This is a genomic window from Sphingomonas hengshuiensis, assembly GCF_000935025.1.
GTDB lineage: Bacteria > Pseudomonadota > Alphaproteobacteria > Sphingomonadales > Sphingomonadaceae > Sphingomonas > Sphingomonas hengshuiensis.
The window spans coordinates 656,017-673,421 of sequence record NZ_CP010836.1 but is presented as its reverse complement, the minus strand read 5'-3'; the positions used below and the strand labels follow the sequence as shown (position 1 = coordinate 673,421).

Annotated in this window: 16 protein-coding genes; 9 read left to right on the top strand and 7 right to left on the bottom strand. The window is 65.2% G+C overall.

Features of this window, described 5'->3' with window-relative positions; all coding sequences use genetic code 11:
• Window positions 1-127: 127 nt before the first annotated feature.
• The 4 genes from TS85_RS03210 (at window position 128) to TS85_RS03195 (ending at window position 5,011) form a co-directional block, all read left to right on the top strand.
• Window positions 128-583 carry a copper chaperone PCu(A)C gene (locus TS85_RS03210; protein ID WP_044330372.1) on the top strand — a complete coding sequence of 152 codons (456 nt, stop codon included), beginning with the start codon at window positions 128-130 and terminating at the stop codon, window positions 581-583.
• A 146-nt stretch (window positions 584-729) separates the two neighbouring features.
• A complete protein-coding gene (locus tag TS85_RS03205) occupies window positions 730-2,595 on the top strand; it encodes a methyl-accepting chemotaxis protein (protein ID WP_044330371.1) in 1,866 nt (621 codons plus the stop codon).
• Between the two features lie 98 nt (window positions 2,596-2,693).
• Window positions 2,694-4,301: an alginate export family protein gene (locus TS85_RS03200; RefSeq protein WP_227698647.1), complete on the top strand. Its 1,608-nt coding sequence runs from the start codon at window positions 2,694-2,696 to the stop codon at window positions 4,299-4,301.
• Between the two features lie 260 nt (window positions 4,302-4,561).
• Window positions 4,562-5,011 carry a PH domain-containing protein gene (locus tag TS85_RS03195; protein WP_044330370.1) on the top strand — a complete coding sequence of 150 codons (450 nt, stop codon included), beginning with the start codon at window positions 4,562-4,564 and terminating at the stop codon, window positions 5,009-5,011.
• A 142-nt stretch (window positions 5,012-5,153) separates the two neighbouring features.
• On the opposite strand, the gene TS85_RS25185 is transcribed toward TS85_RS03195, so the two are convergent.
• Window positions 5,154-5,615 carry a hypothetical protein gene (locus TS85_RS25185; RefSeq protein ID WP_155006281.1) on the bottom strand — a complete coding sequence of 154 codons (462 nt, stop codon included), beginning with the start codon at window positions 5,613-5,615 and terminating at the stop codon, window positions 5,154-5,156.
• A gap of 250 nt (window positions 5,616-5,865) precedes the next feature.
• On the bottom strand, window positions 5,866-6,771 hold the full coding sequence (locus tag TS85_RS03190; protein ID WP_044330369.1) for a CPBP family intramembrane glutamic endopeptidase: 906 nt from the start codon (window positions 6,769-6,771) through the stop codon (window positions 5,866-5,868).
• 105 nt (window positions 6,772-6,876) lie between these two features.
• Here TS85_RS03190 and TS85_RS03185 point away from each other — a divergent pair, with 105 nt between their 5' ends.
• Window positions 6,877-7,344 carry a hypothetical protein gene (locus tag TS85_RS03185; protein ID WP_044330368.1) on the top strand — a complete coding sequence of 156 codons (468 nt, stop codon included), beginning with the start codon at window positions 6,877-6,879 and terminating at the stop codon, window positions 7,342-7,344.
• 9 nt (window positions 7,345-7,353) lie between these two features.
• On the opposite strand, the gene TS85_RS03180 is transcribed toward TS85_RS03185, so the two are convergent.
• The 4 genes from TS85_RS03180 to TS85_RS23925 form a co-directional block, all read right to left on the bottom strand.
• On the bottom strand, window positions 7,354-8,973 hold the full coding sequence (locus tag TS85_RS03180; RefSeq protein WP_044330367.1) for a hypothetical protein: 1,620 nt from the start codon (window positions 8,971-8,973) through the stop codon (window positions 7,354-7,356).
• A 232-nt stretch (window positions 8,974-9,205) separates the two neighbouring features.
• Window positions 9,206-10,108, bottom strand: coding sequence for a restriction endonuclease (locus TS85_RS03175; RefSeq protein WP_044330366.1), 903 nt, complete (start codon window positions 10,106-10,108; stop codon window positions 9,206-9,208).
• Between the two features lie 76 nt (window positions 10,109-10,184).
• A complete protein-coding gene (locus TS85_RS03170) occupies window positions 10,185-10,526 on the bottom strand; it encodes a hypothetical protein (protein WP_044330365.1) in 342 nt (113 codons plus the stop codon).
• Window positions 10,527-10,771: 245 nt separating this feature from the next.
• On the bottom strand, window positions 10,772-11,308 hold the full coding sequence (locus tag TS85_RS23925) for a hypothetical protein (RefSeq protein WP_052507700.1): 537 nt from the start codon (window positions 11,306-11,308) through the stop codon (window positions 10,772-10,774).
• Between the two features lie 83 nt (window positions 11,309-11,391).
• On the opposite strand from TS85_RS23925, the gene uvrA reads away from it, so the two are divergent.
• The 4 genes from uvrA (at window position 11,392) to TS85_RS03150 (ending at window position 15,629) form a co-directional block, all read left to right on the top strand.
• A complete protein-coding gene (gene uvrA / locus TS85_RS03160) occupies window positions 11,392-14,418 on the top strand; it encodes an excinuclease ABC subunit UvrA (protein WP_044330364.1) in 3,027 nt (1,008 codons plus the stop codon).
• Window positions 14,419-14,522: 104 nt separating this feature from the next.
• Window positions 14,523-15,098, top strand: a complete 576-nt coding sequence (locus TS85_RS03155; RefSeq protein WP_044330363.1) for a hypothetical protein — start codon at window positions 14,523-14,525, stop codon at window positions 15,096-15,098.
• A 13-nt stretch (window positions 15,099-15,111) separates the two neighbouring features.
• Window positions 15,112-15,264 (top strand): hypothetical protein, encoded by a 153-nt coding sequence (locus TS85_RS25180; protein ID WP_162184668.1) that lies wholly within the window; start codon window positions 15,112-15,114, stop codon window positions 15,262-15,264.
• 68 nt (window positions 15,265-15,332) lie between these two features.
• Window positions 15,333-15,629, top strand: coding sequence for a low molecular weight protein tyrosine phosphatase family protein (locus TS85_RS03150; RefSeq protein ID WP_227698646.1), 297 nt, complete (start codon window positions 15,333-15,335; stop codon window positions 15,627-15,629).
• Between the two features lie 203 nt (window positions 15,630-15,832).
• Here the strand turns inward: TS85_RS03150 and TS85_RS25175 are convergent, their stop codons facing one another.
• On the bottom strand, window positions 15,833-17,359 hold the full coding sequence (locus tag TS85_RS25175) for a hypothetical protein (RefSeq protein WP_155006279.1): 1,527 nt from the start codon (window positions 17,357-17,359) through the stop codon (window positions 15,833-15,835).
• Between the last annotated feature and the right edge of the window lie 46 nt (window positions 17,360-17,405).

Below are 17,405 nucleotides of genomic sequence, written 5' to 3'. Positions count from 1 at the left end.
ACTTAACCTCTCGCGCCCCAGCAATCAGGCGACGCGATCGGCGTTGTGGATGCGGATATAGGTGCGGTTCCGCTTGCCGCAAGAACCACGAGATTCTAGGGAGTTTCTCGAAATGGGAGTGTGGCATATGCGCGGATTTTCAGGCATCGTTACGGCGGCGTTACTGCTGACCGCGTGCCAGCAACAGCCTGCGGAGCTGAAGGTCGAGGGCGCCTGGGTGCGCCTCCCCGCCGTCGCCGGGCGCCCGGGCGCCGCCTATTTCAGCGTCAGCGGCGGGGACAAGGCGGACACCCTGCTCGCCGTCACCACCCCCGCCGCGCTGCGCAGCGAATTGCATGAAAGCATGAAGGGCGACGGCGGCATGATGTCGATGGCGCCGATCAAGGACGTGCCCGTCCCGCCGCGCGGCACGCTGGCCTTCGCGCCGGGGGGCAAGCATGTGATGCTGTACGACCTCGGCCCCGCGGTGAAGCCGGGCCAGAGCGTCCCGCTGTCGCTCGCATTCGCGGGGGGCAAGACGATCATGGTGCAGGCGAAGGTCGTCGGCGCGGGCGATCCCGGTCCGGGCTCGGACCACCACTGATCCCCTGATCCGGCGCACGATAGCAGGCCGAACCCCGCAACGTGCCACTCCGGTAAAACCCCTAGCGCCGACGACCGCATCCGACGTCCTCCTATAACGAGGCGATACGGATCGCGGAGTTTGAGATAGTGGCATTTCTGGCGCGCATGAAAATCGGCTCGCGCATCCTCGTCATCGGCGCGGCGTCGCTGATCGGGCTCATCCTCGTCCTCGCGCTGTCGGTGCAGCGCCTCGACAGCGAGCTCAACGCGAGCTTCAACAGCCGCACCAAGCAGACGCTCGACGTCGCCTATAGCCAGTTCGATCGCTTCTATGCCGAGGAACAGGCCGGCCGCATGACGCGCGCCCAGGCGCAAAAGGCCGCGCAGGACGCAGTCCGCGCGATGCGCTTCGGCAAGGACGGCAAGGACTATTTCTTCGTCTTCGATACCGGGCACAACATGCTGATGCACCCGGCCAAGCCGGAGCTTCAGGGCACCAACGTCTTCGAAAAGCCCGACGCGAGCGGCAAGTTCCACTATCGCGAGATGGTCATAAAGGCGAACTCCGTCGGCGACGGCTTCGTCCAATATGATTATAAGATGCCCGACGGTTCGGGCGTGAAGCCCAAGCTCTCCTATATTCGCGGGTTCAAGCCGTGGAACTGGGTCATCGCCACCGGCGTGTTCAACGAAGAGATCCGCACCGCCGTCCAGGAAGCCGCGTGGCGGCTGGGCACCGTCGTCATCCTCGTCCTGCTCGCGCTGGTCGCGGTCATCGTTATCGTCAGCCGCTCGATCACCCGCCCGCTGGCGCAGATCACGGGCCGGATGCGCGATCTGGCGCAGGGCAGCACCGGCGACGACATTCCCGGCACCGACCGCCGCGACGAAATCGGCGACATGGCCGCCGCCCTCCAGGTCTTCCGCGAGAACGCCATCGCCAAGGCCGAGGCCGAATTCGAAAAGGCGCAGTCGGACGCCGATCAGCAGGCGATCGTGTCGGTCCTGTCGGAAAAGCTCCAATTGCTGTCCGAGGGCGATCTGACCGCGACCATTCCCGATGGCGTCCCCGCCGCCTATCGCACGCTGGCCGGCAACTTCAACAAGGCGCTGGGCAATCTGCGCGACCTCATCGCCGCGCTCGCCGAAGCGTCGCAGAGCATCGAGACCGGATCGGGCGAAATCGCCGCCGCGTCGGACGATCTTGCGCGCCGCACCGAAAGCAACGCCGCGAGCCTGGAGGAGACCTCGGCTGCGCTGTCGCAGATGAACGCGCGGCTCCGCTCCAGCGCCGACGCCGCCGACCGCACCGTCGGCTGCGCGCAGGACGCGATCGGGATCGTCGAATCCGGGCGCTCGACCGCGGTCCAGGCGACCACGGCGATGGATCGCGTGTCGGACAGCGCGAAGGGCATCGACAGCGTGATCGAGGGTCTCGACAAGATCGCGTTCCAGACGCGCGTCCTCGCGATGAACGCCGCGGTCGAGGCCGGGCGTGCGGGTGAGGCAGGGCGCGGCTTCGCGGTCGTCGCCGACCTCGTCTCCGCGCTGGCGATGCGCGCCGAAGAGGAATCGAAGCGCGCCCGCGAACAGCTCACCGCGACTCAGGCCGACATCGTCGTCGCGGTCAGCGCGGTCAAGAAAGTCGACGCCTCGCTCGCCGAAATCACCGGCAGCGTCGGGCAGGTCCATGAGTTCGTCGAGACGATGGCCAATGACAACCGCGCCCAATCGACGACGATCGCCGAGATCGCGACGGCGGTGAACGTCATGGACCAGTCGACGCAGCAGAATGCGGCGATGGTCGAACAGACCTCGGCGGCGGCGCGCAACCTCGCGACCGAGGTTTCGACGCTCTCGACGCAATCGGCGCGGTTCAAGGTCGGGCCCGCCGCCACGCGCCGCGCCGCGCGGCGCGAGCCGAGCCCCTATGCCGAGGCGGTGCCGCGAACGCCCGCAATGCCCGCTCCGGCGATGGCGCCCGCGATGATGGCATCGGACGATTTCGGCGGCGACTGGGCCAGCTTCTAGGCGCCTCCCTGCGGGTGCCCGCGCGGCGCCCGCTCCTTCCCCGAACCCGTGCTGCAACCGGCCCGTCGCCGGCGGCTCGCCTGCCGTGGAGCGTAACCATGTACCCCCAGCCGCCGCGCCTGACCGCGCTCTGCCTGTCCCTGCTCGCTGCCACTGCCGCGCCCGAACTGGCGCAGGCGCAGACCAAGGTGGCAGCCGCCGAAGCCGCGCCTGCGTCGACCGACGCGCAGATCATCGTGATCGGCCTTGCTCGCGGGCAGGATGGCGCCATGCAGCAGACGCCCCCCGCGCAACCGGGCACCCCGCCCAGCGAACGCACCCCCGAACGCGCCCCCGCCAATCCCGCGATCCGCAGCTATCCGCGACAGGCGGACGGCCATGGCATCAAGCTCAGCGGCTATAACACGTCGCGCTGGGCCGAGGATTGGCGCGGGATGCGCGATCCCAAGAAGCGCGACGACATCCTCGATCGGCTGAAATATCTTCCGATCGATGCCGATGGCGACGCGTATGTCACGCTGTCGGGCGAGATGCGCCTGCGCACGACGCTGGTGAGCAATCCCGGGCTGGTCGACTCGCCCTATCGCCGCGAGGATCTGCTCCGGCTGGTCGGCGGTGCCGACGTCCACGTCGGCCCGTTCCGCGCCTATGGCGAGCTGGCGCATGGCGGGCTCGCGGGGGTCAATTACGGCACCCCTGCCGGCAAGTCGCGCAACACGCTGATCGTGCAACAGGCGTTCGGCGAACTCGGCGGCCCGGTCGGTCGCGCGACGCTCGGCATCCGCTATGGCCGCCAGTGCTTTACCGACGGATCGCCGCAAATCCTTGCGATCCGCGACGATAACTCGATCCTGTTCGTCGAACAGGGCGTCCGCGCCTGGGCACAGCTCAGCCGGTTTCGCGTCGACATGTTCGATTTCCACCATGTCACGCTCGGCACCGGCGGCACCGGCGACGATGTCGCGGACAAGAGCACGCGCTTTTCGGGGGTCACCGGCGGAATCGTGCTGGCCGACAGCAAGACGCGGAAGCTGTTCCTCGATCCCTATGCCTGGCGCGAACGCAACAGCAAGGCGCGCTGGGGCAGCACCACCGCCCGCGAGGTCCGCCGCCACTGGGGCGCACGGCTATGGGGCAGCCTGAACGACCTGACGATCGACTGGACGCTCGATCGCCAGACCGGCGACTTTGCCGGGCGCGACATCGATGCCTGGTCGGCCTATATCGCCCAGACCTATCAGCTCAGCAGGAAAGGGCTGGCGCCCAAGATCGGCGTCCATGTCGATTACGGCAGCGGCGGCGGCGCCTATGACAAGGGCGCGCTCCACAACGGGCGTTTCGTCACCGGCGGCGCGATCGCGTACAGCTATCAGGGCGCGCTGAGCCCCAGCAACCTGGTGCAGATCTCGCCGAACGTCACGATCTCGCCCGCGAAGACGCTGGACCTGACCACCGAATATCAGCGCAGCTATCGCGCGACCGAAAGCGACGCCGTGTATAAGGGCAATGGCACCGCTTATACGGGCACGCAGAAGATCGCCGGCAGCCATATCGGCGACGCCATCCGCTTCCAGGCAAGCTGGAAGATCGCGCCGCGCGTCTCGCTGATCACCCGCTACGAATATTTCCAGCCCGCCGGCCCGCTGGCAAAGGTCAAGACCACCGGCTCGCACTATCTGTCGAGCTGGATCAGCCTCCGCTTCTGATAACTCCCGGCGTGAATCAGGTTTTCACCCAGGATTGAACTTTTTATTACATCGTCATGCTGAACTTTTTTCAGCATCCAACCCTCCACTTGCCTTTCCGCATATTGTGGCACGTTGGATGCTGAAACAAGTTCAGCATGACGGCAAGTAAAGCCCCCCCGACCCCATATGCGCGCCCCACCCGCCGACCCGCGCGTCGGACCTTCCCCGGCCTGTACTACTCGACTATAGCAGTGTCGGACACGCGGGGGGAGCACATCATGGCACAAGAGACGGATCGTTTTCGTTCCTCCACCTGGGGCTGGCTGCGCGGCACGCTGGCGGGCTGGGGCACGCTGCTGCTGTGCCTCGTCGGCGTCGGGCTGGTGATCGTGCTGGTCAAATGGCTCGCCAACCTGACCGTCACCTATGAACTGACCGACGACCGGCTGATCCTGCACAAGGGCATCCTGTCCAAGTCGATCGACGAGATCGAGCTGTACCGCGTCAAGGACGTCCGGCTCGACTTCACGATCATCAACCAGATCGCCGGGATCGGCACGATCACGATCACGTCGTCGGACGAAACGACGCGCGACGCCCCGCTCGTCATCCGCGACGTCCCCCATGCCCGCGCCCGCCGCGAACAGCTCCGCGACCATGTCAACGCCGCCCGCCGTCAGCGCGGGGTGCGCGAGTTCGACATGGTGCACGAGGATATGGGGGCGTAGCGGATCCTACTGCGCTTGGGCCTATTTGCTGACGGGAAGGCACGGGCCTACAACGGGTAGGGGTTGGGCGTGACCGGACCGGCGCCGGATGCGACAACTGCCCCGTCAACGCAGATATACCTCGGCGTAATCCGGTCACGTTCTAGAGTCGCGGATCGTGCCGCGCGCGCCACTCAGCTTCGAGGCGGCGGCGCTCGACAAAACGCCAATGCAACGCGCGAATGCCGTTAGGAACGAATATAGCTGCCAGCAAGAACCCGTAGGCGGTAGCGCGGTTGAGCGTGAAATATCCCTCTCCGCGAGGAAATACTGCCCAGTAGTTTCCACTGTGAACGGCGCCAATCACCAGTACACAATCAATGACTACTACCGCCCACACGTAAGGATCACGTGAAGCCGATATAGCCCAATGAATGGCAGCTAGAATAGCAGCAGCAAACAGCAGCGGGATAGCGGAAATAAACTGTCTTCCGTAAGTAAGGCCCTCAATCAAATCACGAGCGGTATCCAAGACGGTGATAAATCCCACCACCAAAACGAAGAGCAATCCGCAGCCCAAAGCCGATTGGCCCGAGGCAACGAAGCGTTTGCGAAATCGGTCCAAGGCCCCCCTCCTTGATCGAGTTGAGCATTTTTTGCCACAAGCTGCGGCACTCGGCAAATTGCAGAAAAGGGATTTGGTCTGACTGGTTTGAAAGGCACCCCCCGCGTCACCCTGCCATAGCTGCCTCGCGTAACGAGTCGAACTTGCGCCGTCAGCCAGTGCTTCTACTTCTGGGACTATTTCGAAGTGTACCTGCGCCTTGGCGCTATCGCATAAGACCGAATACTGGGCGCCCATTCGGCGCAGTTCCTCACGCGACCGTAGCCATCGCCCCGCGGCGCCACGCCAGCCACAACACCCCCACCCCCGCCGCGGTGCAGATCACCAGCGCGGGCACCGATGCCTCGGGGCCGAACCCGCCGCCCGACAGGATCGGCGAGACCCCCGCGACCGGCCCCGTCGCCAGCGGCCCGCCGGCAAAGCCGCTACCCCCAGATACCGCTGCGCCGAACACCCAGCCCTGGGTGAAATTCCACCCCGCATGCACCCCGATCGACGCCCATGCCCGCCCGGTCAGCACATAGAAGGACGCGAGCAAAATCCCCGCCTCCAGCGCGATGCACAGCGCCGCGAAGGGCGTCGCATTGGGGTTGAACAGATGCAGCCCGCCAAACACCAGCGCCGACAGCGCCAGCGCCGGCCACACGCCCCAGGCGCGCCAGAGCAGCCGGAACATCACCAGCCGGAAGATCGTCTCCTCGACCACCCCCGATTCCACCGATGCCGCGATCGCCCGCAGCACCTGTGTCTGGGGTTGCGCCGCCACCGTCACCCATCCCGCCAGCCACAGCGCCCCGATCGCCGCGACCATCAGCGCGCCGCCCACCGCCAGCCCGCCGATCAGCTCGCCCGGCATCGCCCGCAGCGCAAGCTCCTCCGCGCGCCGCTTCTCGCCATAGCGCACCGCCAGCGCATAGACGCCCAGCCCCACCACCGCCGCGACGATGGTCACCACCAGCCGCAATTCCGGGGGCACTGCGCTCGGCAGCGTGAACACCCCGCCGGTGGCGGCCACCGCGATCCGCATGGCGGCCTGCGCCACGCCGATATAGGTCAGCCCCACGAGGAAAGTGAGCGCCACCATCCACGCCAGCGCGCGCAGCCAGCGCAGCTTTCCGGGATGGAGCACCCGCGCATCGCCCAATATAACCGCCATCGGCCTTCCCCCTCGCGGCCCTTGCCGGCCTCGTCGCCAGCCTATCCGGTGTGTTAAGCCCATGCAACACTGGCGGCGGCTGCCGATTCGGCGCTAGGATACCGCATGGCCGCCCGCGACTCCCGCCCGCTCACCCACGCCGAGGTCAACCTCTGCGCCTCGGTGTTCGGCGACGCGATCGATTATGCCCGCGCCCGCGTCGCCAACCGCGCCTGGGCGTTCTTCCAGCCGTCGAACACCACGATGGCGCCGCTCGGCACGATCCATTTCCACCCGAAGAGCGGCATCTATCACGAGGATTTCGCGCTCGCCCCGCTCGGGGTGCAGGGGCTGTTCGTGCATGAGATGGTGCATGTCTGGCAGCACCAGTCGGGCATCTTCCTGCCGCTGCGCCGCCATCCCTTTTGCCGCTACGGCTATGCGCTCAAGCCCGGCCAGCCCTTTGCCCGCTATGGGCTGGAGCAGCAGGCGGAGATCGTCCGCCACGCCTTCCTGCTGCGTCACCGCGCGGTGATCGCCGGCGCGCCGCCGCTCGCGCAATATGAGACGCTGCTGCCCTTCCGCCCGGCCTGATCGCGCGGCTCACTCCACTCTATCGGGCTGCTCGCGCCCCTTCCGCCCGGCTGGAGTCGGCGCGCGCGGCGGCGGGTCGGCGCGCGGAGGGCGCGGGTCGGCACGCGGCGCAGGCGGCGGCGCGGTCGCAGGCCGCTCGGGCCGCGCGCGCGGCGCCTCGCCGCCCGGGGTGCGAAAGCGCATGTCGCGCCCGCCCCCGTCGCGACGGGGCGGCTGTGCAGCGGGAGGCGGCGTCGCGCCGGGCGCCGCCGGTGCCGGCTGGACCGCAGGCCGCTCGGGCCGCACGCGCGGCATCTCGCCGCTCGGGTTGCGCCAGCGCATGTCGCGCCCGCCAAAGTCGCGCCGCGGCGGCTGGGGCTGCGCGCCGGCGGGCGGCGTCGCGCCGGGCGCAGCGGCCCCAGGCTGCGGCACCGGGCGGTCGGGCCCGCCGCGCGGCGGGCGCGGCGTCGCCGGGTCGCGGTCGCGCCAGCCATAGCCGCGCCGCGGACGCTCCGGGCGCGTGCCGGGAGTCGGCACGGGCTGGACCGCAGGGCCGGGTGCTGGCGCCGCCACCGGCGGCGTCGGCGCGCTCGGCACCGGCGCTGGCCGGTCGGGCCTGCCGGGGCGCCCGCCGGGCCGACCGGGCACCGCCTCGATCGGATCGGGCAGCGTCACCTCGGCACCCGGACGCTCGGGGCGATCGGGGCGCGGCGTCGGGCGCGTAGTACCGGGGCGCCCCGGCACGCCCGGACGATCGGGACGGTTCTGCCAGTCGGGCCTGCCGCCCTCGGGCCGATCAGGCCGGTCGGGGCGATCAGGCCGATCCGGACGCCCCGGTCCGCCGGGCCGCCCGGGGCGATCGGGGCGCGGCGGACCGCCCGCGCCCGGCTGGTTGGGCCTGCCGCCGCCCGGTCGCACCGCGTCGGGCCTGCCATAGCGTCCCGGCGGCGGCCCGCGATAGCCGCCCTCGCGCCAGCGGCGGAACGCCTCTGCCTGCCCCCCGCGCCGCGCCCGCTCGCGCTCCAGCCGCCGCCGCCATTCGCGCGATTCCGAAACCCCGCGATAGCGCCGCCAGCCGTCGTTGCGCACCTGCCCCTCGATCCAGAGCTGGCGGAACCCCAATATCCACGGCGCCGCGTCGACCCAGGCGCGCGTATCCACCTGCACCTGCTGCCCGCGCACCATCGCGCGCAGGATGCGCCGCCCGCGCTCGTACAATTCGATGCCGGCGCCCCGATAGGATGCCTGCGCCCCCCGCGGCAGCGCGCTGCCATCGGCGCCATAGACCACCACGATCGATCCGCCGCGATAGCCAAAGCTCGCCCCCGGCTCGACCGCAAGGAACGGCCCGCTGGCGCCCGGCTCGAAATAATAGCTGCGAATGCCCTGCCCGGCATCCTCGACGACGATCCGCCAGCCGTCGCTCGATTCCCATACCCAGGGCTCGCTGCCCTCGAACGGAAAGGCATAATCGGGCGGCGCATCGCCGATCGCGTCCCACAGCGAATCGGCCTTGTCGATAAAGCCATAGTCGTCGGCCACATCGCGCACCCCGCCGCGCGCCTGCGGAGCCTGCGCCGCAACCGGCCCGGCCAGCCCAGCGCCCAACAGGACGGCCCCGCCCGCCAACGCCATCCACCGCCCACGCATCACGCTCTCCGACTATGTTGCGCGATTATTTCACGGGCGCGGTGAATGGGGGCTGACCGGAGGGGGCGATAGCATTTGGACCGGACATCGCTTCTTTTACTTCTCGTCACCCTGAACTCGTTTCAGGGTCCAACGCGCCCCCGGCGAATACAGCGCGTCATGCGCGTTGGATGCCGAAACAGGCAGGACGAAGCACCTTGAGCGCGCCCCTCAAGACGCGATTGCCGTGGCGTCACACCGACAGGAGGAAGGCAGTGTCGACAACCACTTCCTCGCGCACCACTTCGCGCACCTGCACCCCCAGCCGCCGTTCCTTGAGCAACTGGCACAGCGCCTCGCCGTCGATCAGGTCGATCGCGGGCGCCCCGTCGCGGGTCGCTTCCTTGCGTGCCTCTGCGGTAAAGGTGCCGGTGGTTATGATCAGCCCCTTGTCCGCGCGCCCCTGCATCGCCCCGCGGAAATCGCGCACCGTGGAGGAGCCGACCGACCCTGCATAGCGCTTGCACTGAAACAGCACCTGGAAACTGATCAGGTTCATCCGCAGCACGCCCGACCCGTCGATCCCGCCATCGCCCGACTTGCCGGTCACTTCGACCTTCACGAACCCGCTCTCGCGCAACAGCCGCTGGGTCAGCCGCTCGAATGCGGCGGGGTCCATCGTCCGCAGCGTGGCGAGCAGCGCGTCGGTCCAGTCGAGCGCCGCTTCCTCTAATTCCTCTCCGTTTGTGTCGTCGGGCTCGTCGATCAGCAGCCGATCCAGATCCTCCACCACCGCCTTTCGCTCCGCCAGTTGCTCGGCCCTTCGCTTGGCCTTCGCAACATGGATTTGCTTGCGTACGTCCTCCAACGGAAGATCGAGCGCCGCCCGCCCGGCTTCGGTAAGTACCCATATGCCCCGCGACTCGGTCGTAACGAAACCGGGGAATTTCAGGTAACTCCGTGCCCACGACATTTTGTCGGTGATCACATTGTCCCCACTCCGGTCATAAACGACGTCAAGCGCACCCTGCTTGAAGCGGAAGCGCTCGATGAGCTTCTCTTCGATTTCCTCGATAGAAGCGGAGCCGCCCAGATCGCGCAACACCTCCAGCGTCGGCAGATAAAAGTCGTCCTTGCGGATGTTCAATGGGTTCACAACAAGCTCCCCTGCGCGCCCGGCTGGTGCGATTTGCGTGTCTCGACGCGCATGGCCTTGGTCGACAGACCGATCATCACTGACAGGCCATGGGGCGTTTATCGCGCTCCTTCATCCGACCCAGATCGCGCACCATGTTCGGGTCGACGCTCACGCCCGCGATATGCGTGCGCAGCACGTCGAGGTTGTCGCCATAGCGCCGGTTGGTCATGTCCGACGAATCACTTTCTTGCTCTCGTGGCAATGCGCACAGGCCTTCGACCCGTTCAAAGTCGCTGGTGGTCTCCAACGCGCCGGTCACACGCGCCGATTGTTGGCGTCGCGACAGATGCAATTCTTTGGCGATACAGTCGTCGCACAGCGCGCTCGGGCGAGCCTGCGTGATATGGGCATTCACCCGTTCGGCGATCGTCGGCATCGTCCCTCCCCCGGAATGCACTCTATCATGGTCGAATCGTGCGCGCTTTCAAGCGGCTGGAAGCGCGATGCGACGGCTTGTGAAACCGACGGACGTTCCTCATCCTACTGCCCGTCATGCTGGACTTGGTTCAGCATCCAACCTTCAGCCCGCTCAGACATCGCCTTTTGCGCGGTGGATGCTGAACCAAGTTCAGCATGACGGGAAGTAACGGAGATATCCGGCTCGCTATGCAATAGCCCCCCTCACCCCCGCTCCAACTCCGCATACAGCGCCATCCACCGCGGCGTGATCGCGTCCAGCCGCGCCTGGTCCGCCGGGGTGATCGCATGGTCGACGCCGGGCTCGCCATAGGCGTTCAGGATCGCGCTGCGCGCATCGGCGAGCGCGACATAGTCCTCCGCCACGGCATTGCCCGGCTCGGCGCCCAATATGTTGGGGCGGTATCGTTCGGGGTCGAACACCGCGCCCGGATCGCTCAGGAACAGGATGCGCGTCTGGCCGTACAGCATCGGCGTCACATCGCGCAGCGTGCCGTCGGGGCTGCGCCAGATCGCGTGGTGCTCGGCTTCGAAATAGCGCCCCGGCCAGCGCCAGATCGCCCAGCCATAGGCGATTTCGCCGCCTGCGCGCGCCACCTGCTCGGCGGAATTGCTGAAGCAATAGGCCACGCGCGCCTCGTCACCGGGCACCACCTCGACGAACTCGGGAGTCGCCGGGGAGATGCGCGCACAGAATGCCAGCAGCGCGTCGTCGATCGTCTTGGGGGTATCGGTCGTCATGTTCGCCCTTGCTCCTGCACGGTCCGCCACCATCTTGGAGCTTCCCCTTGACCTAACGAACAAATCTGGAACAAACCAGTCCTATGAGCCTGACCCATATCAGCGTGCGCGGCGCGCGCGAGCATAACCTCAAGGGCGTGGATATCGATATCCCGCGCGACACGCTGACCGTGATTACCGGGCTGTCGGGCTCGGGAAAGTCGAGCCTGGCGTTCGACACCATCTATGCCGAGGGCCAGCGCCGCTACGTCGAATCGCTATCGGCCTATGCGCGCCAGTTCCTCGAGATGATGCAGAAGCCCGATGTCGATCATATCGAGGGGCTGAGCCCGGCGATTTCGATCGAACAGAAGACGACGAGCCGCAACCCGCGCTCGACCGTCGCGACGGTGACCGAGATTTACGATTATATGCGCCTGCTCTGGGCGCGCGTCGGGGTGCCGTACAGCCCGGCGACGGGCCTGCCGATCAGCGCGCAGACGGTGAGCCAGATGGTCGATCGCGTGCTGGCGCTGCCGCAGGGCACGCGCCTGCTGCTGCTCGCCCCGGTGGTGCGCGGCCGCAAGGGCGAGTATCGCAAGGAACTCGCCGAGTGGCAGAAAGCCGGCTTCCAGCGCGTCCGCATCGACGGCGAAACCCACCTGATCGAAGACGCCCCCGCGCTCGACAAGAAGCTCAAGCACGACATCGAAGTCGTGGTCGACCGGCTGGTCGTCGGCGGCGACATCGCGACGCGGCTGGCCGAGAGCTTCGAGACCGCGCTCAAGCTGGCCGAAGGGCTGGCCTATGTGGACCTGGTGGACGCGACGGTCGCCGAGATCAGCGCTCCCCTCCCGCTTGCGGGAGGGGTCGGGGGAGGGACTGTAAGGGAGGCCCCCCAGACGTTCGCAGTTGAAGCGCCAGACACGCCCTCCCCCGACCCCTCCCGCGAGCGGGAGGGGAGCAAGAAGGGCATGAAAAACACCGGCATCCCCGACAACCGCATCGTCTTCAGCGAGAAATTCGCCTGCCCCGTCTCCGGCTTCACTATCGCCGAGATCGAACCCCGGCTGTTCAGCTTCAACGCCCCCCAGGGCGCCTGCCCCGCCTGCGACGGGCTCGGCGAAAAGCTCGTGTTCGACGAGGACCTCGTCGTCCCCAACCACGAGCTGAGCCTGAAAAAGGGCGCGATCGTCCCCTGGGCCAAGTCGAACCCGCCCTCGCCCTATTATATGCAGGTGCTGGGCAGCCTCGCGCGCGAATTCGGGTTCAAGCTCGATACGCCGTGGCAGGAACTGCCGCCCGAAGTCCGCCTGATCATCCTCCACGGCACCGGCGGCAAGCCCGTGACGCTGACCTTCGTCGACGGCCGCAAATCCTATGACGTCAAAAAGCCGTTCGAAGGCGTTATCGGCAACCTCAACCGCCGCATGCTCTCGACCGAGAGCGCGTGGATGCGCGAGGAGCTGTCCAAATACCAGGCCTCGCACCCCTGCGACACCTGCCACGGTGCCCGCCTCAAGCCCGAGGCGCTGGCGGTCAAGGTCGCGGGCCAGCATATCAGCCACGCGACGCACCTCTCGGTGGTCGACGCGCTCGCCTTCTTCAAGACGCTCCCCGACACACTGACCCCACAGGGCCGCGAAATCGCCCGCGCGATCCTCAAGGAAATCGACGAGCGGCTCGGCTTCCTCAACAATGTCGGGCTCGATTACCTCAATCTCGACCGCACCAGCGGCACGCTCTCGGGCGGCGAGAGCCAGCGCATCCGGCTGGCGTCGCAGATCGGCAGCGGCCTCTCGGGCGTGCTCTACGTCCTCGACGAGCCCAGCATCGGCCTCCACCAGCGCGACAACGACATGCTGCTCGCGACGCTCCGGCGCCTGCGCGATCTCGGCAACACCGTGCTGGTGGTCGAGCATGACGAGGACGCGATCCGCACCGCCGATTACGTCATCGACATGGGGCCGGGCGCCGGCGTCCATGGCGGGCAGGTCGTCGCACAAGGCAGCCTGGCCGACGTGCTCGCGACAGAGGGCAGCGTCACCGCCGATTACCTCAACGGCACCCGCGAAGTCCCGGTGCCGCCCAAGCGCCGCAAGGGCAATGGCAAGAAGCTCACCGTCCACAACGCCACCGCCAACAACCTCACCGGCGTCACCGCGAGCATCCCCCTCGGCACCTTCACCTGCATCACCGGCGTCTCCGGCTCGGGCAAGTCGAGCTTCACGATCGACACGCTCTACGCCGCCGCCGCCCGCGCGCTCAACGGCGCGCGCATCCTCGCGGGCAAGCACGACAAGATTACGGGCCTCGAACATCTCGACAAGGTCATCGACATCGACCAGTCCCCGATCGGCCGCACCCCGCGCAGCAACCCCGCGACCTATACCGGCGCCTTCACCAACATCCGCGACTGGTTCGCCGGCCTCCCCGAGGCGCAGGCGCGCGGCTACAAGCCCGGCCGGTTCAGCTTCAACGTCAAGGGCGGCCGCTGCGAGGCGTGCCAGGGCGACGGCGTGCTCAAGATCGAGATGCACTTCCTCCCCGACGTCTATGTCGAGTGCGACGTCTGCCACGGCGCGCGCTACAATCGCGAGACGCTGGAAGTGAAGTTCAAGGGCCGCAGCATCGCCGATGTGCTCGACATGACCGTCGAGGACGCCGTCGAGTTCTTCAAGGCCGTCCCCCCGATCCGCGACCGCATGGCGATGCTCGCCGAAGTCGGGCTCGGCTATGTCAAGGTCGGCCAGCAGGCGACGACGCTCTCGGGCGGCGAAGCCCAGCGCGTGAAACTCGCCAAGGAACTCGCCCGCCGCGCCACCGGCCAGACGCTGTACATCCTCGACGAACCCACCACCGGCCTGCACTTCGAGGACGTCCGCAAACTGCTCGAAGTCCTCCACGCCCTCGTCGAACAGGGCAACACCGTGGTGGTGATCGAGCATAATCTCGACGTCATCAAAACCGCCGACTGGGTCCTCGACTTGGGGCCGGAAGGCGGCGTCAAGGGCGGCGAAATCGTCGCGCAGGGCACGCCGGAAGCGGTGGCGAAGGAACCCCGCAGCTACACCGGCAAGTATCTGGCGCCGTTGCTGGAAAAGCGGAAGGCGAAAGCGGCGGCGGAATAAGTCTCCCTCTCCCCGCTCGCGGGGAGTTCGAGGTCGGTCGTGCCACCGGCACGACCTGAATATCACGGGGTGATATTCACCTCGAACTGGTCGGGGAGAGGGGCATGACGGAGAGCGACACACCATCCGGCTACCGCCCGGAATTCGAAGCCGCCCTCCGCCTCTTCGCCCGGGTGAGCGAGGCGATGCACCTGCGCGGCCTGCCCCGCCCGGTGCTGGTCGGCGGCGCGGCGGCGGAATTCTGGTCGGCCAGCGCGGTCAGCACCGGCGACTTCGACCTTTGCACCCCCGTCCAGCCCGAGCTGGAAGACGAGATGCAGCGCCTCGGCTTCGTCCGCCCCAGCGGGCGCGGGCGGTTTCTAAAGGGCTGGATTCACCCCGAACTCCAGCTCGGCTTTGAAATCGTCGCCGACGTGCCGATGGACGGCAATGTCGATGCCGCGCATATCCGCCTCGTCCAGCCCATCGGCGAAACCGCACTCTTCCGCGTGATCGCAGTCGAGGATCTGATCGCCGATCGCATGGGCCAATACGCCTCCGGAACCGCCCCGGATCGCATCGGACAGGCGCAAATCCTGCTCGCCCTTCACCCCGACGCCGATCTCGCCTATCTTGAGCGGCGTATCAGAGAGGAAAGCGGCGGTGACTTCGGCGTCCAAGACATCCACCCCGGCCCCTGAGGCCGAAGCGCCGGTGATCGACATGGCCGAACTCGCCACCCGCCTTGCCGCCCGCCGCGAAGCCCTGGGCGCCCCCCTCGACCTCCCCCGCAACAAAGGCAACCGCCGCACCGCCAGCAAACGCGCGCTACTCGAGGCGATCGAGGCGGCTGGGGGGAAGTGGTAAAGCGGGGTGACGTCGGAGGCGAAAAGGAGCGCGCCACCCGCCGCCTTTTGTTCGTCTGTTCGCGCAACTTGCTCCGAAGCCCCACGGCGGAGGCGATCTGCCAGGGGATAGAGGGCATCGAGGCGACCTCGGCCGGCACCAATAACGATGCCGAGCAGCCGTTGACCGGCGACCTGATCGAATGGGCCGACGTCATCCTCTCGATGGAGCGCACGCACCAGAAGCGCATCCAGCAAAAGTTTGGCGGGCTGCTCAAGGGCAAGGAACTGGCCGTGCTCGGGATACCGGACGACTATCAGTATATGCAGCCGGAGTTGGTGGCGTTGCTCAAGCTGCGGCTTCAGCGGTGGGTTGAATTGGCATGAAGGACGGCGAGATCATGCCGGAATAGGTGGCGAAGGCGCCGGGCAGCTATACCGGGCGGCATCTGGTACCGGTGTTGAAGCCGCGCAAGAAGGCGAAGTTGGTGGCGGAGCGATCCGCCGCTGGCCCCTCTCCTTCAGGTAAGAGGATGGGGTGGGGCATGACGGAGTAGCCGGCGCGCCGAGCGAACTAGCAGCGGGTGACGTCAATGTACGACTTTTCTCGCTTCCTCATTGTCTGTCCTTTCGCCCACGTCCCCCATTGCATCTTCTGATCTTTGATCGCCCGAAATAATTTCACTTCCCGGGAGGGAAGCCCTTTCTTCTATATTGACAACGAGAGGATGTCCGAAGCCTTCTTCGAAAGCCTTTGCCACAACGATTTCACTACGAATCCAATCAAATATTGGCCAGTCTCTAAAATCTTCAGCTCGGAGCTTGTCACTTCTGGCCAAATTTAGAACGAGCTTAGCAGCCTCTTCAGCATCATCATTCAAGGACGCGAGAGCCAGTGCGAAAAGATCGGATGTAGCAGTCCAATCCATCGCATTCAGCACTTCCTTACATTTATCTATCTTCTTTGTCTTTTTATATGCATTCGCAAGGTTAATCACCATCATTCTGGTAGTAATTTCGTCAGCATTACGCGGCTGTCGATGCAATGCGAAGTCTAGCAGCCAAATAGCCAATTCATAGCGAAAGCCTTTGATCGCTCCAAACGCTATCATGTTCAGACGACTGAAGGCCGTTGCCTCAGACTTGGTATCAAGCTTCCTCCACGCAACAAACCAAATTAAAATGCCAAATTCTGTGAGAGTATCGATAGACTTGTGAAGATACTTCGATCGTAAACTCGCCTTATCGCCTACAACAACTTTATCGCATGGGTAGCCTGCACTACGACACCTATCAATGTACAATTGAGAATAGTTACCGTTAGCATGCGCTATAATATTTCTTCTTTCAAATACCTCTATAAAATTCGCCCACCTTGGATAATGATCTCTGATTTTTGTATCCGTCAATTTTTCTACATACAAAATTTGATCGTCATGACTTCCTCTAAGAAGCTTATCCACCTCATCATTGATAAATTTATCTTTTGCATCGTCGAGACTTCCGATATTGAATAATTCCCGGTACGTGACGGTTTTGTCACTGCTGGTGATCTTGTCGGGCCTTGCTTTCAGAAGCTCCTTGATACCATCGCCAATCATTGAATCAAACGTTGCAACGAGGCTAAGCAGTACTGACGACGGCAGGATAGACAGACCACTGTCTATTTGCTTCAATCTATCAACTATTAGATGGATTTCACTAGCGGTCTGCGCGTTTAGCCCATATGTCTCCAGGTCCTCCGTCTGGCGTAGCAAGTGACCTTTTTCCCGAACCTTCGTGAGAACTCCGGACTCCATTCCCGCATTCACCATCAACGGCCTGACGAAGTTCGCCACCTGTACGAGGTCGTGAAAGGGAGCGAGCGCGCCGTAAAACTTCTCCATCTTTTTTTCGCACATCGATGCAAAAGGTGAAAGTTCATCCAAGTTTTCTTTGTAGTCTATTGCCTCGCTGACACCTTGTTCTGGAAAAAGATCGTCTTGATCTTCACTTGGCTCCACAAAGCTCTCAGCCTCGTCAAGGCTAGCAGCTACTCGAAAAATTCGAATGTCGCCTTTCCCTGCATTCTTTCTAACTGAGAAGTAGTATACAAACTCTTCTTGCTCGCGTTCCAATTTTCTCGCCCCTGCCTTGTCGCTTTATCTCAAGAGACTTTGGCTA

What these genes read in the sequence shown, in the direction of transcription:
- TS85_RS03210 (WP_044330372.1), top strand. Translation starts at nt 128, where the DNA reads ATGCGCGGATTTTCAGGCATCGTTACGGCGGCGTTACTGCTGACCGCG.
- TS85_RS03205 (WP_044330371.1), top strand. Translation starts at nt 730, where the DNA reads ATGAAAATCGGCTCGCGCATCCTCGTCATCGGCGCGGCGTCGCTGATC.
- TS85_RS03200 (WP_227698647.1), top strand. Translation starts at nt 2,694, where the DNA reads ATGTACCCCCAGCCGCCGCGCCTGACCGCGCTCTGCCTGTCCCTGCTC.
- TS85_RS03195 (WP_044330370.1), top strand. Translation starts at nt 4,562, where the DNA reads ATGGCACAAGAGACGGATCGTTTTCGTTCCTCCACCTGGGGCTGGCTG.
- TS85_RS03190 (WP_044330369.1), bottom strand. Translation starts at nt 6,771, where the DNA reads ATGGCGGTTATATTGGGCGATGCGCGGGTGCTCCATCCCGGAAAGCTG.
- TS85_RS03185 (WP_044330368.1), top strand. Translation starts at nt 6,877, where the DNA reads ATGGCCGCCCGCGACTCCCGCCCGCTCACCCACGCCGAGGTCAACCTC.
- TS85_RS03180 (WP_044330367.1), bottom strand. Translation starts at nt 8,973, where the DNA reads ATGCGTGGGCGGTGGATGGCGTTGGCGGGCGGGGCCGTCCTGTTGGGC.
- TS85_RS03170 (WP_044330365.1), bottom strand. Translation starts at nt 10,526, where the DNA reads ATGCCGACGATCGCCGAACGGGTGAATGCCCATATCACGCAGGCTCGC.
- TS85_RS23925 (WP_052507700.1), bottom strand. Translation starts at nt 11,308, where the DNA reads ATGACGACCGATACCCCCAAGACGATCGACGACGCGCTGCTGGCATTC.
- uvrA (WP_044330364.1), top strand. Translation starts at nt 11,392, where the DNA reads ATGAGCCTGACCCATATCAGCGTGCGCGGCGCGCGCGAGCATAACCTC.
- TS85_RS03155 (WP_044330363.1), top strand. Translation starts at nt 14,523, where the DNA reads ATGACGGAGAGCGACACACCATCCGGCTACCGCCCGGAATTCGAAGCC.